Source organism: Microcoleus sp. MON1_C1, assembly GCF_036701945.1.
In the GTDB taxonomy this organism is placed as follows: Bacteria; Cyanobacteriota; Cyanobacteriia; order Cyanobacteriales; family Microcoleaceae; genus Microcoleus.
The window spans coordinates 35,422-57,471 of record NZ_JAUBRO010000027.1; the positions used below are offsets into that span (position 1 = coordinate 35,422).

The 22,050-nt window shown below is 48.9% G+C and carries 16 protein-coding genes; 8 read left to right on the plus strand and 8 right to left on the minus strand.

Translation table 11 applies throughout. From position 1 onward, the window contains the following. Nucleotides 1-81: 81 nt before the first annotated feature. Nucleotides 82-2,202, minus strand: a complete 2,121-nt coding sequence (locus QUA62_RS16665; protein WP_333405535.1) for a hypothetical protein — start codon at nt 2,200-2,202, stop codon at nt 82-84. Nucleotides 2,203-2,329: 127 nt separating this feature from the next. After that, nucleotides 2,330-3,901 (minus strand): CHAT domain-containing protein, encoded by a 1,572-nt coding sequence (locus QUA62_RS16670; RefSeq protein ID WP_445301672.1) that lies wholly within the window; start codon nt 3,899-3,901, stop codon nt 2,330-2,332. A gap of 867 nt (nt 3,902-4,768) precedes the next feature. On the opposite strand from QUA62_RS16670, the gene QUA62_RS16675 reads away from it, so the two are divergent. The 7 genes from QUA62_RS16675 (at nt 4,769) to QUA62_RS16700 (ending at nt 15,352) form a co-directional block, all read left to right on the plus strand. Next, a complete protein-coding gene (locus tag QUA62_RS16675) occupies nt 4,769-6,721 on the plus strand; it encodes an FAD-dependent oxidoreductase (RefSeq protein ID WP_333405597.1) in 1,953 nt (650 codons plus the stop codon). A 306-nt stretch (nt 6,722-7,027) separates the two neighbouring features. After that, nucleotides 7,028-7,714 carry a methyltransferase domain-containing protein gene (locus tag QUA62_RS16680; RefSeq protein WP_333405538.1) on the plus strand — a complete coding sequence of 229 codons (687 nt, stop codon included), beginning with the start codon at nt 7,028-7,030 and terminating at the stop codon, nt 7,712-7,714. After that, nucleotides 7,714-8,784, plus strand: coding sequence for an aromatic ring-hydroxylating dioxygenase subunit alpha (locus QUA62_RS16685; protein ID WP_333405540.1), 1,071 nt, complete (start codon nt 7,714-7,716; stop codon nt 8,782-8,784). The genes QUA62_RS16680 and QUA62_RS16685 overlap by 1 nt, the downstream gene beginning before the upstream one ends. A 178-nt stretch (nt 8,785-8,962) precedes the next feature. Then, nucleotides 8,963-9,064 (plus strand): transposase, encoded by a 102-nt coding sequence (locus QUA62_RS29390; protein WP_445301673.1) that lies wholly within the window; start codon nt 8,963-8,965, stop codon nt 9,062-9,064. 442 nt (nt 9,065-9,506) lie between these two features. Beyond that, a complete protein-coding gene (locus QUA62_RS16690; protein WP_333405542.1) occupies nt 9,507-10,697 on the plus strand; it encodes a TIGR03032 family protein in 1,191 nt (396 codons plus the stop codon). A gap of 76 nt (nt 10,698-10,773) precedes the next feature. Continuing rightward, nucleotides 10,774-13,023 (plus strand): cadherin-like domain-containing protein, encoded by a 2,250-nt coding sequence (locus tag QUA62_RS16695; RefSeq protein WP_333405544.1) that lies wholly within the window; start codon nt 10,774-10,776, stop codon nt 13,021-13,023. Between the two features lie 295 nt (nt 13,024-13,318). Beyond that, on the plus strand, nt 13,319-15,352 hold the full coding sequence (locus QUA62_RS16700) for a cadherin-like domain-containing protein (RefSeq protein WP_333405546.1): 2,034 nt from the start codon (nt 13,319-13,321) through the stop codon (nt 15,350-15,352). A gap of 534 nt (nt 15,353-15,886) precedes the next feature. Here QUA62_RS16700 and QUA62_RS16705 read toward each other — a convergent pair. Then, nucleotides 15,887-16,360, minus strand: a complete 474-nt coding sequence (locus QUA62_RS16705) for a hypothetical protein (RefSeq protein WP_333217170.1) — start codon at nt 16,358-16,360, stop codon at nt 15,887-15,889. Nucleotides 16,361-16,828: 468 nt separating this feature from the next. On the opposite strand from QUA62_RS16705, the gene QUA62_RS16710 reads away from it, so the two are divergent. Further along, nucleotides 16,829-17,224: a transcriptional regulator gene (locus QUA62_RS16710; RefSeq protein ID WP_333405548.1), complete on the plus strand. Its 396-nt coding sequence runs from the start codon at nt 16,829-16,831 to the stop codon at nt 17,222-17,224. 16 nt (nt 17,225-17,240) lie between these two features. Here the strand turns inward: QUA62_RS16710 and coaBC are convergent, their stop codons facing one another. From coaBC to QUA62_RS16735, 5 genes are all read right to left on the minus strand, one after another. Continuing rightward, entirely contained in the window at nt 17,241-18,440 is a 1,200-nt protein-coding gene (coaBC, locus tag QUA62_RS16715) for a bifunctional phosphopantothenoylcysteine decarboxylase/phosphopantothenate--cysteine ligase CoaBC (RefSeq protein WP_333405550.1), read from the minus strand. A gap of 144 nt (nt 18,441-18,584) precedes the next feature. Then, nucleotides 18,585-18,797 (minus strand): protein IsiD, encoded by a 213-nt coding sequence (gene isiD, locus QUA62_RS16720; protein WP_006632739.1) that lies wholly within the window; start codon nt 18,795-18,797, stop codon nt 18,585-18,587. A gap of 45 nt (nt 18,798-18,842) precedes the next feature. Then, a complete protein-coding gene (locus QUA62_RS16725) occupies nt 18,843-19,466 on the minus strand; it encodes an alpha/beta hydrolase (RefSeq protein ID WP_333405552.1) in 624 nt (207 codons plus the stop codon). 201 nt (nt 19,467-19,667) lie between these two features. Then, nucleotides 19,668-19,808 carry a hypothetical protein gene (locus tag QUA62_RS16730; RefSeq protein WP_333405554.1) on the minus strand — a complete coding sequence of 47 codons (141 nt, stop codon included), beginning with the start codon at nt 19,806-19,808 and terminating at the stop codon, nt 19,668-19,670. A 45-nt stretch (nt 19,809-19,853) separates the two neighbouring features. After that, a complete protein-coding gene (locus QUA62_RS16735; RefSeq protein WP_333405556.1) occupies nt 19,854-21,941 on the minus strand; it encodes a CHASE domain-containing protein in 2,088 nt (695 codons plus the stop codon). Nucleotides 21,942-22,050: the final 109 nt, after the last annotated feature.

Below are 22,050 nucleotides of genomic sequence, written 5' to 3' on the forward strand. Positions count from 1 at the left end.
TTTTTTGAAGAGTATTTTGTCAAGAGGCTTTTTTGTACCGCAGATGTCAGCCGATCAACGCGGAGGCACGCGGATTTTGGCTTACTCATCCAGGGGTAAAGTTGGCCCGGGTGGGGGTAAAACTTGGCGGTGAACGCTTACTTTGTGACTTTCCCGCTGAGTTTGCATTTCGACGGCGATCGCCTCAAATTCGACTTCCATGCAGCCGTAGGGAATCTCTAACTCGACACTTGCTCGAACGTTTCCCAACCCGTTAGATTTAAATTCGGTAATCCAGCGCGGCCCGTCGAGAATCAGGTAGGTTTGTCGATCGTACACCCAAACTTTCACATAAATCCGGGGCATTAATTCCGGGAGTTGCACTTGCACTTTTACGGGCCCGCCGGCAAGGATTTCGGCCCGCGGCAATTCTAAAATCGGCATCGGTACTAACTCGTCTTCTGGCAAAACGTAGGGAGTCGGGGGAGTTACTTCTTCTGCGACAGTTGTGGTTTTTTTAGCAACTTTTTTCGGTTGCGAGGGTTCGTCAAAAACGACAAATTCTCTGGCTTCCGGGCTAGTGGATTTGGGGTCGGAAATTGTTTGGCTGCTTTCGGGTTGCTGCTGGGTTGCGCTGCTTTCTTCCACAACAGCAATAGCGTCGCTGCTATTTGCGGCGGCTTTTGGAGTGGGCGACAAGGTGGTTGCTTTGAGCCATTCCGGGGATTCGCCGTTGCTGGCTAAGGAACTCAGTCGCGACCAAAATCGACTTTCGACGTTTAAGGTTTGAAATGCCTTTTTTGTGGGTGCTGGCTGGGTTTCTGGGGCTGTTTTTTCTAATTCGGGGCTGTTTTCTGGTTTTTGGTCGGTCGCCCCGATTTCCGCTGTTTTAGGGGAAGTTGGGATGTCTGAGGGTTTGGTTTGTGGATCGATCGACTCTGCGACCGTTCGAGGCGAATTGGAGATTTCCGACAGCAATTGGGATCGGCTGCTGTCGGGCAGTTTGTTGCCAAATGCGGGCAGTTCTAGGCCGCCTCCACTTGGGGTGTGACGCGAAGCCAGTAGAGGGGGTAAGGCTTCAGTGGTTGGGACTTCGGCGGGGGATGGAGGGTCTAAGGATTTTTCTACTAGCTTGAGGAAGGATATATTTTTGGCGCTTCCCGACGGTTTTGAGGCTGTTGGGGAGGGTTCGGCTTGATGCTTTTCTTCGATGAAATTGTCTTTAATTTCCTGTAGAAGGTGCTCTAAACGAGCTGTAATTGTGAATAGTTTGGTGGCTAGGGTGACGCCACCGCTGCTGAGAATTGCTTCTCCTAAAATTAGGCGGCTTTTGCACTCGGTTGGAATGTAGGTGACGCAGGCAAAGATGCAGGGGGGAACTTGTTCTGGCATCGGCTGCTGGATTTCTGCGAGAATTTTTGAGGTTTGGGGGTCGCGCAGGTAAATTTGCAGTTGTGCTGAACCGATGAGTTGTTTGAGTTCTATCGCTTCGGATTCGGGGATGAGAGTTGCTGTTTTTCTGCTTTGTTGGGGGTGTTGGGGAATGTCGATTTTGCCGGAAATGATTAAGGGGCGACCGAGTTGGGTGACGAAGGTTTCTCGATCGAGGACGAGTTCGAGTTTGACGCCCGGTTTGGGTTCGGGGGTTTGGGGAATGGGGAATTGGTAGATTTTGGTCTGCTGCGGTGCTGAATCGGCTGCTGGGATTTGGGTTGGTGCGGGGCTATCGACCGGTGCTGCGATTTGTGGGGCTGCGCGATCGACCGGTGCTGCGATTTGTGGGGCTGCGCGATCGACCGGTGCTGCGATTTGTGGTGCTGCGGGGGAAGTTGCGGGTTCGGTTTGGTCGATCGGCGGTAGGGGTTCGGAGGTTTCCGATTCTGCGGGCAATACTTCCAACTGAACGCCGTACTGCCAAGGTTTTAGTGGTGTTGCTTTGGGATCTGGCAAGCAGGAGAGTTCCCACAGTCCGGGTTTGAGCCTGGTGTAGGGAATGATCACGACTAATCCTTCGGGGTTGGTGCGGGCCGATCGGCTTTGGACTTTCCGCTGCGCCCCTGGGTCGAAGGAGGTATGGGTAACGCGAATTTCGATGTCGGTGTTGGGGTGCTGAATGCGAGCAACAACACGGTATTTACCTTCTAGAATTTCCACGTCGGAGGTTTCTAGGGGCAACCAGGCGCGATCGCCTTCTTTCTGTAGCAAAAATTCTAATTTTTTCATCTTTCTTTCCCCTTGAAGGCTCCCGCTTGATTCGTCACAGGTTGGTGGTGGTTTGTTGAGCGACAGCTACAGATATTAAATTACTTATGTTTTATAGCCTATCACCACTGTCGGTCAAGAGGCCCACTTACCAAGGACTGCCGATTATGCTGAAAGCTGCCCAATAATACGGATGGGATAAATCTTTGCTGTCGAGTTTGGAGATGGACGGCGGCAAGGGAATGTCGCCTCGGGAACTTCGCAGTTGACCGCGTTCGATCGTCACTTTTCCTTCGATCGCGGCAATTTGTGCTTGCCTGAGAGCTTCAGCTTTAATGATAGGAGGGTCGTTTGGCCTGCTGATTTTTAACTGCTGGTAAAACTCTGTCATCAGGGCGAGAGTGCCCGCATCGCTGACGTACCACAAGCTGGCGAGGGCTGATTTTGCTCCCGATTGCAGCGCTAAACCGGCAAATCCGAGTTCTGCTTCTTTGTCTCCCAAGGCGGTTCTACAGGCGCTTAATACTAATAGTTCGAGGGGCGGATTGTTCCATTTCAATTCTCTCATTTGAGCGAGGCGCAGTTGGGTGTCCCAAAATTGAATGTAGGAGTTATTTGGGGTTCCGGGGCGGAATTCGGCGTGGGTGGCAAGGTGGATGATTCCGTATCTTTGTTGCAGTCGCTGGGATTGCAAGTTTACTATGGTGAAATCTTCGTTGAGAAAGGATTGACCGGGCCACTGTCGGGCGATCGCGCCGAGTTCTAACGGCACTGCTGGCAGCGGTTCTTTGTTTGCCGTTTCTGCGAAATCTGATGCTCCCATTCCTAGGACTTGCACGTTTCTGAGGTCGGCGTAATTTATGTCTATGAGGTTGAAGGCGGGGATGCGGGCGAGGCTGTATTTTTCGATCAAAAATTGCTGTCCGTCGTGCATTGCTGCTAAGGGTACAGTTCGTAAACCTGCGCCGGCGCAGAACAGCAATGTTTCAATTCTTGCGGTTTGCAAATCTGTTTCTAGGGGTGCAACTATCCATTTGTAGAGTTGTTGGGCTGGTGCTAGATAGCTGGTGGTGTTGAGTTTTACGGGATTGGTGATTTCGCTACCTAATTCTTGGACTACTGAGAGCAGTTTCTCTTGTTTTGCTTCTGGAACGCTGCGGAGAATGGGCGGGCGATCGGGTAATATTAAGATTAATTCTAGTTGGTCGGTGCGCGGGATAGCGTAAATTAAAGCAGGTTTTTTCTTTGTTTGAACTGCTAGCCGGGAGAGAGTTTTTGATATTGCTTCGGCAGTTTGCCCACGGGTTTCAAAGTCTTGTTCAAAGTATTTTTGATAGTCTTCTTTCCAGGTTTCTTCGATTCTGGTTACGGCTTCGGTGAGGTTGCCCCGATCGAGCAAATTTCTCATTTCTTGCCCGTTAAGCCCGCCCTGGCCTGTGTTTTGGGCAATTGTAGCGAGGTTCGCGGTACTCCAGCAGAAAAATATTGCTATCAAACAGTAAAAAATAGCTTTTTTAATTTTTTTCTGATGGGTGTGTTTTTGGCGTTGCTGCTGGGATTGGTAGTGCATGATTTTGGGGCGGTTAAGGGCGCCGTTGGCGGCAGCAGTTGGCAAAAGTTGGGATGTGGGTGGGAATTTTGACTGTGCTGGCGATCGCGGCACGATTCTAGCATTCAAGACCAACTGCAAATATCTACCGTAGGGTGTGGACACCAGCACCAACAGAGTCCCCGCACCAAGAAATTCGCGATTTATGTAAAAGTTTGCAAATTATGCAGGGATTTTGCATAAACAGGACTTACGCAAAAACCCGGTTTCTTCAAGTAAGTCCTGTTTTCTACATAGCAGCCAGGTACATTTAACTGAGATGTTGCACCATTCTCCATAATCCTTTTATGAACAGGCAAGATGCCTGTTCCACAAAAAATTTATCTCTCGTGGAACGGGCATCTTGCCCGTTCTTAAAAAAGATGCAAAATCTGAGTTTAACCGGCATTACCTCTAGGGCCGTCTTTGACTTTTTGCGGCACCTCTGCACTTCTCAAGTTGAATCGGGTTTGGTCTTGGTATTAAGTGACGAATCCCCTGAATCGAGCGCCGATCTATTGAGTTACCTCAGGAGATATATTCTCTGTATTTACTTATTTTAAAATAGTTAAGTTTTTTCGCGCCAACTTACTTAAAGCTCGACTGGTTAATTGTTTTGCCTTGGATAGCTGCCCGGTTATTTCCTACACTTCGCCGAGAGGGCATTTGGCCTAAGATTTAGCGTGAAAATCTCCTAGTTTTTTAACATCATTGCCGGCGGTTGCCAAGAGTTGAGCAACATCAATAAAAACACTTAATTATTTAGAGGATTTTACGCTAGGCGGTCGATCGCTTTTTCCTTGTTGATTCTTAGTTCTCTCCTAGATAGCTGAAGCCTGCTTCCTTCCGCTATACATTGTGTGCGATCGCACTTGACACGGTGCGATCGCGATCGGACGGGCAAATGAGTCTTCGTATTTCTTCACATATCCTGCTTTCGGTCTATGATATATGCCTTATGGCGTATTTGTGTTTAAAGCCCGTTACCGCGTACCGCTGATGAGTCAATCAACCAATTCACCGCTATCCCCACCAGTTTCTCGAAGAACCGCCCTCAAATTCCTCGGAGTCGGTGCCGCCGGCGGGCTGCTGGGCTACTCTCGATTTTCCAAGCCAGAGCCCACCGTTTTTGTGCAAGATTCTCTTGACTTGCCGCGAATGCTGAATAACCGCAAAACCGTTGCAGTTGTGGGGGCAGGCTTGGCCGGGCTCGCCTGTGCTTACGAACTCTCCCAGCGGGGTTTCGCCGTAACATTGCTCGACAAATCGCCCCAACTCGGTGGCAAAATTGCTAGTTGGCCCATTCAAGTTGGGAACGAAACTTTTATGATGGAACACGGTTTCCACGGTTTTTTTCCACAATACTACAACCTCAAAAGTGTGGTTGAAGAACTAGAAATTACTGATAACTTTGTATCTTTAGAATCCTACGCTGTTCTGTTTCGAGACGGCAAATACAAACCCGAAGTTTTCCGTCCCAACCATTCAGCTTTTCCCTGGAATATAGTTGATTTGGGGATATCTTCTCCCAATCGGCTCAAGTGGGGAATCAATCTTACAAAACCCGCTCACTGGCAAGTATTTCGGGAAATCGGCGGTTTTCAAACTAAAAAAACTTTCGATCGCCTCGACAATATATCAGTTGCCGACTGGGTAAAAGGTGAATTTCCGCGCGGGCTTTATGACTTGTATTTTCTGCCTTTTGCCAAATCCAGCCTCAACGCTCCAGATGAATTGAGCGCGGGAGAATTAATGCAATTTTTCCACTTTTACTTTTTCGGAAATCCAGAGGGTTTGGCCTTCAACGGCACGCGGCAAGATATGGGAACGAGTTTGGTGCAGCCTATTGCCCGAGCCATTGAAAGCAAAGGCGGCAAAGTATTGACAGATGTCGCAGTCAGTGAGATTCGCTGGGAAAACGGCAAGATTGATTCTCTGAGTTACCAGTCGGGAGACGTGCAAAGTAAAATACCTTTTTGGGTTAAGCGAAACGCGCTGTTAACTGATAGCAACTCTACCGAATATTTCGGCGCTGGGGACAGCGTATTTGCCGCCGCACCGTCGGGAAAAGAGGCAATTTCTCTGACCTGCACTCACCAAGGCTGCACGGTTCAGAAACAGAACGACGGTCAATTTCACTGTCCTTGTCACGGGGCAGTTTTTGATGCCGAAGGGCGAGTGGTGAGCGGGCCTGCTCAGCGGGATTTGCCTCGATTTAAGGTAGTCGATGAAAAAGCAGATGAAATACAGTTAGCAGCAGCGGTTAACCAATCGCAGCCGCAAAAATTGGCAGAAACATTGAAGGCTGATTATTATGTTTTGGCGGCAGATGTTCCGGGGATGCAGCATTTGTTTAGTTTGGCCCGCGGTGAGGTGAATCCGCAGGTGCAGAGTCGGATCGAGAGTTTGAATATAGCCGATCCGTTTGCGGTGGGCCGCTTTTGGTTCGATCGCGAATTTCCCTGGGAGCACAGCAATTTCAGTTCGCTTTCCGGCTACAAGCTGACTGACAGCATTACGCTTTACCACCGAATTCAGGATCAGTTCATCGAGTGGAATCAGAAAACTGGCGGTAGTGTAGTGGAACTGCACGCTTATTGTTACAAGGAGAAGGAATTTCCGAACCAGGAAGTTTTACTGGCTACTTTTGAGCAAGAATTGTACGAAATTGTACCGGAATTAAAAGAGGCAAATATGCTGCACCGGGAATTAGTAAATCAAAAGAATTTCTCTGGATATCCGCCCGGTAGTTATGCGGAACGCCCGGAGACTTGCTGCGCTGTACCTAATCTTTTGTTTGCGGGAGATTGGGTAAAAATGCCGTTTCCTTGCGGTTTAATGGAAAGGGCGGTTAGCAGCGGTTTGTTGGCAGCTAATGCTATTTTATATCAGGAGGGTTTGCAGAGGCGATCGCTCTTGACGGTGAATCCCGAAGGCGTGTTAAAAATCTAAGGTTTGTAGCGGGGCGGGTTTTATAAATTGTCAATTATCGGCTGCTATTCTCGGTAAAACCAGCCCCCAGCCCTACCAGTTTAGATTTTAGATTTTAGATGTTAGATGTCAAGAAATGGGAATGACTGATTCAAGAAGGGTTTGGAGCTTTCTTACAGTTGCATTCTTTTTTTAAGATGAGTTACGGTTTGTGGGTGTGGTTTCCCTAAGGAGAAAAGGCAGAGCTTGCGAACAAAAAAAATATCTGCGTTGAGGGGGGTGGATATACGGTTAAAATATTATTGAATGAGTATAAAGCAATAATAGATGCTGAATAGTAACTGCAAAATTCGCAATAAATCTGTAATGTTTGATGCTTTTGCAACAGAATATGATTTCGCTGCCACCTTGCAAAACCAGAACGATTTCTTTACTAACAACCTATCGGCCAGCAAAGGTGCAGCATTAGAGATTGGCTGCGGTTCGGGAATTCTTGCTTTTGAATTAGCCCAGTATTACGATAATGTTGTCGCCGTAGATTTGTCAGCAAAAATGCTGGACATCGCCCGTCAAAAACGCTCAGCCCCCAATATCGAATACATCCAAATGGATGCCAGTCAATTAGCGATCGACCGCAAATTTGATTTAATAGTTAGTGCTGCTACTTTTCACCACCTGCCCAACCTCCCAGCCGCCCTTGAGGCAAGTAAAAAATTGTTAAATCCGCACGGAAAAATCGTCTTTTTAGATAATATATCGGAAGTCGAGACACCTCCTAGAATAGGCTACATATTAGGGGCAGCGAGAGATTTTAAGCCCGACTGTTCCACCTACGGATTTCGCAATGCTTTAAGATTATTAAAATTTAGATTGTCGCCGACGTGGTTGAAGCATTTAGCTAACGATAGGTATTTGTCAGAACGGAGATTTAGAAAAATTTACGGTCGTTGCTTTCCGGGCTGTTATTTTGTAAAATTGGGTTGTTTTATGGGCGTAATTTGGGAACATTTGTAATGCAAAACAACGCGATAAAATCGGTATCTGCAAGGGGAGAAAAAACTCACATCCGCCAGTTGGGCATTAATCTCGATCGCTGGTATGCCATCGCCCGCAGCACCGAGGTGCAAACTCAGCCGCTAGCTGCGAAAATCTGGAATCGGGCGATCGTACTTTTCCGCGACAGTGCAGGCAAAATCAACGCTTTAGAAGATAGATGTCCGCATCGGCAAGTTAAACTCAGCCACGGCAAAGTTAAAGGCGATTTAATCGAATGTGCTTACCACGGATGGCGGTTAAATGCAAGGGGAGAATGCGCCGAAGTAGATTATTTAGCAGAAAATCAAAAGCTACCTAACTGCAAAATTCGCTCCTATCCAGTCCAGGAAAAAAACGGTTTTATCTGGCTGTTTCCCGGAGACGAAATGCAAGCAGAAAAAATAGATTTACTGGATTTGCCAGAGTGGGAACATCTCAATTATATTGCGACTGTTTCAGTCATCGACTGTCAGGCACACTATTCATTTTTAATTGAAAACTTGATGGATATGTACCACGGACACTTGCACGATGATTGGCAAGCTTGGGCAAATCCGGTGTTAGATACTATAGAAGAAAACGAGCATCAAGTAACAGCGCGCTATCAGGCACAAAGTTATTACAAAATAGATAAAATTTGGTCAATTTCTCAGTTATTTTTTAAGTCTTTGCGCCGACTGCACCCGGAACCGCTGGACGTGAGTTATGTTTACCCGCATTGGGTTTCAACTTTGGGGAGCGACTTTAAGATTTACTGCTTGGTTTGTCCGGTTAGCGAGACAGCAACTCGCGCTTATTTAATTCATTTTACCTCATTAAATGCGTTTTGGCGGCTGCACAAATTGCCTGTGTGGTTTCGCAGGTTTATCAAAGATAGTTGTTTCGGTGCGGCTCAAAAGTTATTAGATGGTTTGGTGCGGCAGGATGTGTTAATGATTGAGGAAGAACAGCAGGCTTTTTTGCAGAATTCAGAAACAAAAAATTATGAATTAAATCGAGCTTTAGCCAGCGTGCAAAAGTTGATGAGAAGTCAGGCAGAAAATGGATAATTCAGGATCAGATTGAAATCTGCTGCGGGATGAATGAAACCTGCCTGCACAGGCTAGGGCGTGTTTTTTTGCCTCGTTGTATCCTTGAAAATAGGCGATCGCAAGCTCTTAACGCTCATCAACCCTTGGAGACTTAAGCAGCGAACAGTGGGATTCGTTAAAACCGCTACTTCCACCACTGAAACCCCGAACAGGTAAACCCCATCACGACCACCGACAAGTCGTGAACAGCATTCTCTGGATACTCAGAACTGGTGCCCCGTGGCGACACCTGCGGTGAACGTTATCGAAAGTGGGAAAGCATCGCCACACGGTTTTATCGATCGCAAAAAGCCGATATTGGGCAGCAAGTCTTTTATGAAGTCAGTGAATTTGTTTAGGTGAACTCGTGAAAAATAGATGAAGTTTTATATATTGACAGCTTGAAGTGCGATCGGCTATATTTTTTTACTTAGGCGAGAAATTATACTATCGGCAGATGACAAGATTGAATTAATCAATTAATAGGCGACTTGTTTTGAGGGTATCGCCCTAGCCGCCCCAAGGTCACCTCGGCTTGTGAAAGAAAGCAGAAATCGAGCTTAAGACCGAATTCAAGAGGCAATCGAGGTCACCATCGGCGGACTCAATGAGTCAGTCCAAAGCATTCCTGAAGATAGCAGCGCTAATTTAGGCGGCTCATCAGGTGACTCCATGAACCACGTACACATAGAGATTGAACTATGTCATTAATGCCAGATAGCGATCGCACTCCACAATCTACCGCACCTTCCTCTAGTAATTTCCCACAGGCAGTAGGTACAACAGCCACACCCACTTTGGAAATCAACGCCTCTCGGCAGTTCACTTCCTGGTTAGCTTCACAAAATCTCAGTTTAGTTTTCACCACCTATCAGGCGGGGAAGGTCTTTTTCATTGGATTACGACAAAACGGGGAACTGTCGGTATTTGAACGGACATTTGAACGGTGTATGGGATTGTATGCCCACAACAGCAGCCTGTATATGAGTTCGCTGTATCAACTGTGGCGGCTTGAAAATGCCCTAGAACCCGGACAAGTAGCGGATGGCTGCGATGCCGTTTATGTACCGCAAGTGGGGTATATCACCGGAGATTTAGATATTCATGATGTAGTGCTGGTTGAACCCCCGCAACCCCCCAAGCTTCGGGGGGAACAACAAGTTGAACCACAAGTTCCTTCCCTTAATAACGGGGAGTTAGGGGGGGTAGTCTTCGTCAATACCCTATTTAGCTGCCTTGCCACAATTAGCGAAACGAAAAGCTTTGTCCCCTTGTGGAAACCGCCGTTTATTTCCAAATTAGCCGCAGAAGACCGATGCCATCTCAATGGTTTGGCGATGCGAGACGGTCAACCCCGTTACGTCACGGCAGTGAGTCAGTCGGATGTGGCGGATGGCTGGCGGGATAAACGCAAAGATGGCGGCTGCGTGATGGATATTAGCACCAATCAGGCGATCGCCACAGGCTTATCGATGCCTCACTCACCCCGTTGGTACAACGATAAACTGTGGTTGCTCAATTCAGGTCGTGGGGAATTTGGTTATCTAGACCTGGAACGGGGAGTATTTGAAGCGGTAGCCTTTTGTCCGGGATATCTGCGGGGTTTGAGTTTCTGCGGTGATTTTGCCGTGGTGGGGATATCCAAACCCAGGCACAACAAGACCTTTTCAGGTTTAGCGTTGGATGAGCAGTTACAGGCAAAACAGGCCCAAGCCCGATGTGGACTGCTGGTGATTGACCTCAGAAGTGGGGATATCGTCCACTCGTTACGCATTGAAGGAGTTGTAGAGGAATTATACGATGTGCAAGTCTTGCCAGGAGTGCGGCGACCGATGGCAATTGGGTTGAAAACTGACGAAATTCGCCGCGTGATCTCGATAGGCGGCGGCTAAAGCAAGAAAACCGACTTCTGGAAAGAAGTCGGGATGTGAAAACTTTCAACTAACCTAACAAGGAAGAAGTAACACTATGTTTGAACCAACCTTCAACCTCTCAGACCTCAACGGCAGCAACGGCTTTGCGATTAACGGCATCGCGGCGTATGACCAATCAGGCAGGTCGGTCAGCAGCGCCGGGGACGTCAACGGCGATGGCTTTGATGACCTGATTATCGGGGCAGACTGGGCCGACCCCAACGGCATCATTTATGCAGGGCAAAGTTATGTAGTATTTGGCAGCAACAGTGGCTTTGGTGCGGGCCTCAGCCTCTCAGAGCTCAACGGCAGCAACGGCTTTGCGATTAACGGCATCGCGGCGTATGACCGATCGGGCTCGTCGGTCAGCAGCGCTGGGGACGTCAACGGCGATGGCTTTGATGACCTGATTATCGGGGCATCAAGTGCCGACCCCAACGGCATCAATGGTGCAGGGCAAAGTTATGTAGTATTTGGCAGCAACAGTGGCTTTGGTGCCAGCATCAACCTGTCAACGCTCAACGGCAGCAACGGCTTTGCGATTAACGGCATCGCGGCCTCTGACTTATCAGGCTCGTCGGTCAGCAGCGCCGGGGACGTCAACGGCGATGGCTTTGATGACCTGATTATCGGGGCAAGATATGCCGACCCCAACGGCATCAGTGGTGCAGGGCAAAGTTATGTAGTGTTTGGCAGCAACAGTGGCTTTGGTGCCAGTGTCAACCCCTCCACGCTCAACGGCAGCAACGGCTTTGCGATTAACGGCATCGCGGCCTTTGACTTCTCAGGCTTCTCGGTCAGCAGCGCCGGGGACGTCAACGGCGATGGCTTTGATGACCTGATTATGGGGGCATCAAGTGCCGACCCCAACGGCATCAGTGCTGCAGGGCAAAGTTATGTAGTGTTTGGCAGCAACAGTGGCTTTGGTGCCAGTGTCAACCTGTCCACGCTCAACGGCAGCAACGGCTTTGCGATTAACGGCATCGCAGCGTATGACGAATCAGGCTCGTCGGTCAGCAGCGCCGGGGACGTCAACGGCGATGGCTTTGATGACCTGATTATCGGGGCATTTATTGCCGACCCCAACGGCATCGGTGGTGCAGGGCAAAGTTATGTAGTGTTTGGCAGCAACAGTGGCTTTGGTGCCAGTGTCAACCTGTCCACGCTCAACGGCAGCAACGGCTTTGCGATTAACGGCATCGCGGCGTATGACGAATCAGGCTGGTCGGTCAGCAGCGCCGGGGACGTCAACGGCGATGGCTTTGATGACCTGATTATCGGGGCATACTTGGCCGACCCCAACGGCATGAGTTTTGCAGGGCAAAGTTATGTAGTATTTGGCAGCAACAGTGGCTTTGGTGCCAGTGTCAACCTGTCAGAGCTCAACGGCAGCAACGGCTTTGCGATTAACGGCATCGCAGCCTTTGACTTATCAGGCTTCTCGGTCAGCAGCGCCGGGGACGTCAACGGCGATGGCTTTGATGACCTGATTATCGGGGCACTAGCTGCCAACCCCAACGGCATCAGTGGTGCAGGGCAAAGTTATGTGGTGTTTGGTCAGGCAACGACTCCCACCAATCAACCCCCCGTGGCTAACAGCGACAGCGCTACCACGGCTCAAAATACTGCCGTCACCCTGGAGGCTTCAACTCTCTTAGCCAACGACACCGATGCCAATGGCGATAGCCTCAGCCTGACGGGGGTCAGTAATGCTGTCAATGGCAGCGTTACCTTCTCTAATAGCAATGTCATCTTCACCCCCAGCACTAACTTCACGGGTAACGCCAGTTTTAATTACAGCATCAGCGATGGCCAAGGCGGCACCAGCAGCGCTACTGTCGGTGTCGCTGTCGGCGGTACTCAAATGGGTACCAGCGGCAACGACACCCTCACTGGCAATGCCGGGAACGACTCGCTCAACGGCGGCAACGGTAACGACAGCCTCACCGGCAATGCCGGAAACGACACCTTGATTGGCGGCAATGGCAGTGACTTCCTATTCGGCAGTGCGGGCAACGACTTACTCAATGGTGACAATGGGGATGACACCTTGAGGGGTGGACCCGGTAGCGACACCTTGACCGGTGGCAACGGCCCGGATATCTTCGTGTTTGCCTCCGGCGAGGGCATCGATACGATTACTGACTTCAAGTTGGGTAGCGACAAAATCGGTCTGACTGGGGGTTTAACGTTTGGGAATCTGTCGTTCTCCGGGAATGAGATTCGTATGGGTAGTGACGTTTTAGCCGTCCTGACTGGGGTGAATACTAATACTCTGACTGCCTCCAATTTCGTTAGCGTTTAGAACCGCGCACCGGCCCAGTGAGCCTCGTCAGCAGCGCTTGTGGCTGACGAGTCCCCGCGCTACTTTTTGCCTCGACTAAAGAGTCGCTCAATTCAAGGCAAAACATCTCTGATGAAAAGCTCAAATCCCGCTACGAATCAAACCAGGTGAAAGTGAGATGAAATCAAGGCAGCTCAGGCGAACGAAATTCGCCGCGTGATCTCGATAGGCGGCGGCTAAAGCAAGAAAACCGATTTCTGGAAAGAAGTCGGGATGTGAAAACTTTCAACTAACCTAACCAGGAAGAACTAACACTATGTTTGAACCAACCTTCAACCTGTCAGAGCTCAACGGCAGCAACGGCTTTGCGATTAACGGCATCGCGGCGGATGACCGATCGGGCTCGTCGGTCAGCAACGCCGGGGACGTCAACGGCGATGGCTTTGATGACCTGATTATCGGGGCAGACTTAGCCGACCCCAACGGCATCTTGACAGCAGGGCAAAGTTATGTAGTGTTTGGCAGCAACAGTGGCTTTGGTGCCAGTGTCAACCTCTCAGAGCTCAACGGCAGCAACGGCTTTGCGATTAACGGCATCGCAGCCTTTGACTTCTCAGGCTCGTCGGTCAGCAGCGCTTCGGACGTCAACGGTGATGGCTTTGATGACCTGATTATCGGGGCATACCGTGCCTCCCCCAACGGCATCAGTGGTGCAGGGCAAAGTTATGTAGTGTTTGGCAGCAACAGTGGCTTTGGTGCCAGTGTCAACCCCTCCACGCTCAACGGCAGCAACGGCTTTGCGATTAACGGCATCGCGACGTATGACTTATCGGGCTCGTCGGTCAGCAGCGCCGGGGACGTCAACGGCGATGGCTTTGATGACCTGATTATCGGGGCACCCTTTGCCGACCCCAACGGCATCTTGACAGCAGGGCAAAGTTATGTAGTGTTTGGCAGCAACAGTGGCTTTGGTGCGGGCCTCAACCCCTCCACGCTCAACGGTAGCAACGGCTTTGCGATTAACGGCATCGCAGCGTATGACCAATCAGGCTCGTCGGTCAGCAGCGCCGGGGACGTCAACGGCGATGGCTTTGATGACCTGATTATCGGGGCCTACCGTGCCAACCCCAACGGCATCGGTGGTGCAGGGCAAAGTTATGTAGTGTTTGGCAGCAACAGTGGCTTTGGTGCCAGTGTCAACCTGTCAGAGCTCAACGGCAGCAACGGCTTTGCGATTAACGGCATCGCGACGTATGACGACTCAGGCTTCTCGGTCAGCAGCGCCGGGGACGTCAACGGCGATGGCTTTGATGACCTGATTATCGGGGCACGCTTTGCCGACCCCAACGGCATCAGTTATGCAGGGCAAAGTTATGTGGTGTTTGGCAGCAACAGTGGCTTTGGTGCCAGTGTCAACCTGTCAGAGCTCAACGGCAGCAACGGCTTTGCGATTAACGGGATCGCGGCGGATGACGTATCAGGCAGGTCGGTCAGCAGCGCCGGGGACGTCAACGGCGATGGCTTTGATGACCTGATTATCGGGGCACCCAGGGACTTCAGCGGCACCACTGATGCCGCAGGGCAAAGTTATGTGGTGTTTGGTCAGGCAACGACTCCCACCAATCAACCCCCCGTGGCTAACACCGACAGCGCTACCACGGCTCAAAATACTGCCGTCACCCTGGAGGCTTCAACTCTGTTAGCCAACGACACCGATGCCAATGGCGATCGCCTCAGCCTGACGGGGGTCAGTAATGCTGTCAATGGCAGCGTTACCTTCTCTAATAGCAATGTCATCTTCACCCCCAGCACTAACTTCACGGGTAACGCCAGTTTTAATTACAGCATCAGCGATGGTAAAGGCGGCACCAGCAGCGCTCTTGTCAGTGTCGCTGTCGGCGGTACTCAAATGGGTACCAGCGGCAACGACACCCTCACGGGTACAGCAGGGAACGACTCGCTCAACGGCGGCAGCGGCAACGACAGCCTCACCGGCAATGCCGGAAACGACACCTTGATTGGCGGCAATGGCAGTGACTTCCTATTCGGCAGTGCGGGCAACGACTTACTCAATGGTGACAATGGCGATGACACCTTGAGGGGTGGACCCGGTACCGACATCTTGACGGGTGGCAACGGCCAGGATATCTTTGTGTTTGCCTCCGGCGAGGGCATCGATACGATTACTGACTTCAGTTTGGGTAGCGACAAAATCGGTCTGACTGGGGGTTTAACGTTTGGGAATCTGTCGTTCTCCGGGAATGAGATTCGTATGGGTAGTGACGTTTTAGCCGTCCTGACTGGGGTGAATACTAATACTCTGACTGCCTCGAATTTCGTTAGCGTTTAGAACCGCGCACCGGCCCAGTGAGCCTCGTCAGCAGCGCTTGTGGCTGACGAGTCCCCGCGCTACTTTTTGCCTCGACTAAAGAGTCGCTCAATTCAAGGCAAAACATCTCTGATGAAAAGCTCAAATCCCGCTACGAATCAAACTAGGTGAAAGTGAGATGAAATCAAGGCAGCTCAGGCTTTCCCCAGAGCTTGCCTTGGACTGGGATAAGCTGCCTTAAACCTCATACCGGAATCGCCGGAATCAAGCCTTTTTAACAATCGATTTTCCTCGATATATAGCTAGCAGCAATCGCGCCCGAAAAGAAGAGGGCAGAGAATCTCAAAATACGTCCACTAATACAACCCAAGTGCATCAAAGGACAACTCTATTCAATCAATCAGCCGTGCATCAAAATAACGCTTGAGAATGCACCGATGCTGCAATTTGTCAGCCGTCCTTGGCGCCCGTATTTAACTTCCTGCTCGGAGTCCCGGTATTCCCTAAAACCTAGGGGCGGCAGTCAAAAAAATCTAAATTCCGCCAGCACAAACTTTACTTTTTAGGTTGCTGCTGCTGGTAAACGCTGATAACTTTATCGGCATAAGTAGCAGTTGCGCCACTTTTGCAAGCTGCGGAGTCCCCTGTCATCCACCAGCAAGCGGCGCGGCGTACAGCGGTTAATTCATTGTTGCTGCTAGCTTTGTACTCGTCGCGCAGCAAATCGCCCACGATACAGGTAACAATTGATTTGGCTTTTGTCGCGTCGGCCTCAAATTGTTGCGGTGTTAAATCTTGTTTGGTACAGAATTTGGCCCAGCGGGAAATATTGCCCGGTAAAACTTGCCACTGACTGTACATTCCGTCATTTGCGGCTTGTGGCGGCGCGGCTTGTCGCAGCGCTTCTACGAGGGCGGAAACTTGGGCGTCGGTGACTGCTTGCGCTGTGGCTGGAAGTGCTTGCAATCCCAAGCTAATTATCAGGCTGCCGAATAGTAGATTGGTTTTTGCGATCGATTTAAAATTCATTCACAATGCCCTGTTTGATTTAAACTTTGTTTCCTCAAACAAGGTTTACTATTTTGTCTATCGAATACCTCTGTCTTAAGTATGATTTCCCCACTTAATGCACTGTCGATCGCCCTTACGATAGAAATTGTTAATCAAGTACGATAAAATCATGCAAGTACAACCCAGGGAAATTCCACGTTACACTACAGCAGAGGGTACGGCACCATTCACCGAGTGGCTTGATGCCCGCCGCGATCGGAATGTTAGAGTTAGAATCAAATCTAGGCTTGACCGAAGTCGAGCAAGGTAATCTCGGAGATTTCAAGTCAGCGGGACAATGAATTTTTGAACTCAGAATTAATTATGGCCCGGGCTACCGCGTCTACTTCGGACAAGTCAGCTTGCCAATTGTGGTAATCCTCATAGCTGGGGATAAAAGCACCCAAGAACAGAACATTCGACAAGCTATAGAATACTGAACAGATTATGAAAAACGTGAAAGCACCGACAAGTGATGGCTACCGCGAGTACCTAATTGAATCTCTCCACGAGCCGGAAGAAGCTGCTGGTTTTATCGGGGCTATCTTGGAAGAAAAAGACCCTGAACCCGCACTTTTGAGAAATGCCATCCGAAAGGTGATTGAGGCTCGAATCAGGATGAATACTCTTTCGGAGTCAGCAAAACAGCATCACGAAAAACTCGACAAGATGCTGAGTGAAAGTGCAGGTTCGGAAATCTATAGTTTGGTAGAATTGCTCGAAGCATTAGGATTTAAACTAGAAATTACTGTCGCAGATAGTGAGTTGTCGCCTGACTCGGAATCAACGGATTTTGGGGAATCAGAATTATCGCCCGAACCAGTAGTAATTAATCCCAGTTAATCAGTAAATCGCGCCCTCACCCTTCCCTCACAAAATCTAACAATCGGTGAGCCATTTCTAACTTGCTGCAAGGTGCTATTTCTACTTGCTTGCCGACGGCATTAATTAATATGGCTTGATTGGTATTGCTGCCGAAACCTGCACCTATTCGATCGATCGGGTTTGCGGCAATTACATCCAGTTTCTTCGCCCGCAATTTCTCCAAAGCTGGCTTGACAATATCCCCAGTTTGTGCTGCAAACCCGATTAATTTTTGGTGCGGCTGTTTCAAATTTCCCAACTCTGCCACAATATCTCCTACCGGTGCCAAAGGCAAACAATTCGGGAGCGATCGCTTCGGCAATTTCTCACTACTGTACTCAGCCGGCTTCACATCCGCTACTGCCGCAGCCATCACCGTCACATCCGCATCGTGAAAACATTGCAGCATCGCCTGCCGCATTTCTTGTGCACTGGTAACTGCGATCGCCCGCACACCTGAGAGCGGCAATTCCCCAGTTATACTGTGTACCAGCGTCACTGTAGCGCCGCGGTGCTGTGCAGCTTGCGCCAAAGCTATACCCATTTTGCCACTGGAAGGATTGCCGATAAACCGCACCGGATCGAGGTGTTCCCGCGTTCCTCCCGCACTGATCAACACCCGAATGCCCGCTAAATCTCGATCGCCCTTCGCATACAACAGCGATTCAATATGAGGCAAAATCTCATAAGGTTCTGCCATGCGGCCGACACCCGCGCGATCGCACGCCAGCATACCCGCCCCCGGATTCGCAGCATGATAGCGCCGATAACTCAATACTTCCCGCCAATTCCGCTGCACCGCCGGCTGTTCCCACATATCCGTATTCATCGCCGGTGCCAGCAAAATTGGGCAATTAGAAGCTAAGACAGTATTAGTCAACAAATTATCAGCAAAACCCCCCGCCAACTTAGCCAAAGTATTAGCTGTCAAAGGAGCAATAACAAAAACTTCCGCCCATTCTCCCAGTTGAATGTGCAGGGGGCGCCCGTGACTTGGTTGCCAAAAATCTTTGTCAGTAAAAGCAGGATGGCGGCACAGAGTAGCAAAAGTCAAAGGCGTTACAAACTCCCCGGCCGCATCAGTAAGAATAACTTTAACTTCCGCTCCAGCTTTTGCTAAAGTTGAAACTACTTCGCAAACTTTGTAAGCTGCAATCCCGCCACTAACGCCGATTAAAATTCGTCTGCCCTTCATGTCATTTTTTCATAAAAAAAAATCAAGAAAGAAATTAAGATAAAAACAGACTCAAATCTCTAATTCATCTGTTTAATCCGCAACAAAATATGCTGCTAACTTCTTCCTCAATTCCGTCGAATTTTTTGACCTAGATTTTTAAGTCTATGCTTCGTCGTAGGCTTCCATATCCAGAAGGTGGAGATAAGGTTCAACCAGCTCCGGCCGCTGAAAGGCAAGCGATCGCAACAAATGCCAATCATTCAATCCCTCAAAAGGATCTGTATAATCGTCAACTTCCAAACGGACAGCCAATTCTGCCACGTCCTGAGAAGTAAGTACAGCAATATCGCGCGATGCTTTGGTTAAAGTTTTCATTTTTTTCCCCTGCCCGAGACTTCCGCCATACTATATACTAAACCTTTAATCCGATTTCGACACAGTTTGTACAACAAAACTTCGCATTACATCTATAACTTCCGGCCGAATCTCGTGTCCCATGTTAAATTCTTGATACTGCACCGCAGCTCCCCAAGCCGTCAAACTCTCGCGCGATCGCACAGCAGCACTAACCGGCACAATAGTATCTTGAGTACCGTGCACGATTAAAACAGGTGGCAAAGCACTCCCAGCAACTGGCGAAATCGGGTGTAAATAACCGCTCAGACAAATTAAACCGGCTACGGGCAAAGTCAATCCCACATCTAGAGTCATCGCTCCGCCTTGAGAAAAGCCACCTAAAATCGTGCGAGATAAAGGCACGCCCGTGCTGCTTTCCAAAGACAGCAAAAATTCCCTCAGCAATTGCCGGCTTTCTACCAATCCCTGAGCGTCTTTGCTTTGAAGGTTATACCACGCTTTGCCGCTCGTTACCTGGGGATGGGGGAAGGGGGCATCGGGAAACACAAACTGATAATCCGGCAAATTGAAAACGGGTGCTAAGGAAGTCAAATCCCGAGCATTAGCACCCCATCCATGCAAAGCGACCATCAAAGCGACAGGTTGGCGATCCGTTGTGGGCGGAATGCTAATAGATTGTAAAGACATCGTAGTTAATAATTGGTAATCTGGCCTTGCTACAATTATAAATTGTCACGACGGGTAAAACCCAATGTATTTGTTTTCGACCATATTCCACTGGGAATAAGCACGCGCTTGCCAATAACTATAACCGTTAACAGTTGACAGTTGAAAATAGACTGCGAAATCCGCAGCTTTCCCAAGTAGAGTGCGGATAGTTCACATTTTCTAAACTGGAATTAGGGAGCATCTCATATTTGTAAAAACACTTTTTCTGGCTCCTTCCTTCTTCCTCTTTTCTTCTTCCTCTTTCCTCCTGCCTCCTGCCTCTTGCCTCCACACTCCAATTTCTAGCTTTGCTGCTTTCATTGAGATGCTCCCAGTAAGACTCACCTAGAAGCGAGATTTCTGCCGCTAATTCCAACTGGCACCTACCGCAGGTGAAACCTTAGAAACAGATTGCTTAGACTGTTGTAGCACCGGCACCTCAATCCAAAATTCAGTTCCCTCTCCCGGAGCCGATAGGCACCTGAGCGAACCTTTATGTTTGTCCACTATTTGATAGCCGATCGACAATCCCAAGCCAGTACCTTTGCCTACAGGCTTGGTAGTAAAAAACGGATCGAACAAACGTTTTTTTACATTCTCCGTCATGCCCGCTCCATTGTCAGCAATTCGCACGCATACACAATTAGAACTTAAAAGTTCAGTACGAATCCGAATCCTAGGTAAAAAAGCCGCATCATAGGAATTTTTACCATTTGGTAAAATGTGACTCTTTTTTTCATGTAAAACATCAATAGCATTGCTCAAAACATTCATAAATACCTGATTCAATTGTCCCGGCCAGCACTCCACTAAGGGCAAATTTCCGTATTCTTTGATGACTTGAATGCCCGGAAAACCAGGTTGGGGTTTCAGCCGACTATCCAAAATCATCAAGGCGCTGTCAATGCCTTGGTGAATGTCAACCGACTTCATTTCTGCTTCATCCAAGCGCGAAAAATTCCGCAGAGAAAGCACGATCTGCCTGATTCGTTCAGCTCCCATATTCATAGATTGTAGGATTTTAGGCAAGTCTTCACTGAGAAACTCCAAATCAATCTCTTGTAGTTTCGCTTGCACTTCGGGCGTTGGGTTGGGATATTGCTGCTGGTATAGTTCCACAAGTTCCAGCAAGTTTCGGGTATATGCGCCTGTATGGATCAGGTTGCCAGAGATGAAGTTGACAGGATTGTTAATTTCGTGGGCAACTCCAGCCACCAACTGCCCCAAGCTGGACATTTTTTCAGTTTGGATTAGTTGAAATTGAGTTTCCTGCAAATTTTTTAGTGCTGTTTCTAGTTCAGCGGTGCGCTGTTTTAGTTGAATTGTGCGATCGTACACTTGCTGTTCTACTTTTGCAGTACGTTCTAGAGACATCAACAGGTAAATCGTCAAGCCGCCAGTCATCAATAGCCCGATCGCGCAAATTGCCAGCGAACCCTGATGCGTCGTCATACTGTTGTACCCCTTCCCAGGCAAAACTAGCAGCCTCCACTGGCGGTCTGCTACGTTAAATAGGCGAGTGCAAGCACTAGGATTTTGACAGATTTGTCCGAGATTAGCTAACTCTGGCTTTTCGTGTTTTGGGTTATCTATCAACTGCTTAGCTTGTGAGTTGTAGCGCACCAGAAAGCGTTCTTTCTCTATAGCAGAGTTGTCATATAGGTAAAAATTAATCTTGTCTAAATTTAGCGATTCTAAAGAGAAATCGACCATACTGGTAATCTGAAACACACCCGCAATAACTCCCATGAGGTTTGGGCGGCCGTTGACCGAGTTATCCGCAGAAGTTGTGCGGCGGGGTACTGGTAGAAATACTTGCAATCCCGGTTGATTGTTGCTGACTAATTTAATCCGCCCGGAAGCGGCTATTTTTCCGGTATTCACCGATTTCTCTAAAGCTGCTTTGCGATCGGGGCTGGAGGCAACATCAAAACCGATCACTTTGTTATCTTCTTCTAGTGCTTCTCTGTAAATAATTGGAAAATATTCCGATCGCACTTTTGCTTTGACCTGCTTTTTGTCAGGAGTTCGCTCGTAAATTTGAAATGCCGGAAAACCTTCGGCTCGAATTGTTTGTTCGTAAGCTACTTTTTGGGCAGCCGGCACGCGCCGAATCCAGTTAACAGAATGTATAGCAGAATTTCGGGAAAGTGCAGGTTGAGTGAATTGCTTAAAATCTTGTCTGCTAACTTCACTAGATGCGCTGTAGAATGCTTCAAGTGAGTACAGAAATTCTAAATTTTTGTGGATGCTTTGCTGCAATGCCACATTCAGGCGATCGGCTTGCTGATGAAATTCCGCTTGCATTCGTTGGTTTTCCGAATGCCACACGAAGGCTGCGGCTGCCAATGACAAACTCGTACCGGTGCAAAGAGTCAGCGCTGCTGGAATGTAGCGACGGTGCGACAGTAAACTTTCCTTCAGCGAATTAAACCAATTGCTCGCAACATTCATATTTCCACACCTTGTGCTACCGGAGTGCAATTGTTTAAAGACTTGTGAAGTTCCTTGATAGCACGATCGACAGCCTATAAACTAAATTGTTTAAAAACTTACGATCGCA

Excerpts from the sequence above, each read along its gene's own strand:
- QUA62_RS16665 (WP_333405535.1), bottom strand. The coding sequence starts at position 2,202 with ATGAAAAAATTAGAATTTTTGCTACAGAAAGAAGGCGATCGCGCCTGG.
- QUA62_RS16675 (WP_333405597.1), top strand. The coding sequence starts at position 4,769 with ATGAGTCAATCAACCAATTCACCGCTATCCCCACCAGTTTCTCGAAGA.
- QUA62_RS16680 (WP_333405538.1), top strand. The coding sequence starts at position 7,028 with ATGCTGAATAGTAACTGCAAAATTCGCAATAAATCTGTAATGTTTGAT.
- QUA62_RS16685 (WP_333405540.1), top strand. The coding sequence starts at position 7,714 with ATGCAAAACAACGCGATAAAATCGGTATCTGCAAGGGGAGAAAAAACT.
- QUA62_RS16690 (WP_333405542.1), top strand. The coding sequence starts at position 9,507 with ATGTCATTAATGCCAGATAGCGATCGCACTCCACAATCTACCGCACCT.
- QUA62_RS16695 (WP_333405544.1), top strand. The coding sequence starts at position 10,774 with ATGTTTGAACCAACCTTCAACCTCTCAGACCTCAACGGCAGCAACGGC.
- QUA62_RS16700 (WP_333405546.1), top strand. The coding sequence starts at position 13,319 with ATGTTTGAACCAACCTTCAACCTGTCAGAGCTCAACGGCAGCAACGGC.
- QUA62_RS16705 (WP_333217170.1), bottom strand. The coding sequence starts at position 16,360 with ATGAATTTTAAATCGATCGCAAAAACCAATCTACTATTCGGCAGCCTG.
- QUA62_RS16710 (WP_333405548.1), top strand. The coding sequence starts at position 16,829 with ATGAAAAACGTGAAAGCACCGACAAGTGATGGCTACCGCGAGTACCTA.
- coaBC (WP_333405550.1), bottom strand. The coding sequence starts at position 18,440 with ATGAAGGGCAGACGAATTTTAATCGGCGTTAGTGGCGGGATTGCAGCT.
- isiD (WP_006632739.1), bottom strand. The coding sequence starts at position 18,797 with ATGAAAACTTTAACCAAAGCATCGCGCGATATTGCTGTACTTACTTCT.
- QUA62_RS16725 (WP_333405552.1), bottom strand. The coding sequence starts at position 19,466 with ATGTCTTTACAATCTATTAGCATTCCGCCCACAACGGATCGCCAACCT.
- QUA62_RS16730 (WP_333405554.1), bottom strand. The coding sequence starts at position 19,808 with ATGAAAGCAGCAAAGCTAGAAATTGGAGTGTGGAGGCAAGAGGCAGGA.
- QUA62_RS16735 (WP_333405556.1), bottom strand. The coding sequence starts at position 21,941 with ATGAATGTTGCGAGCAATTGGTTTAATTCGCTGAAGGAAAGTTTACTG.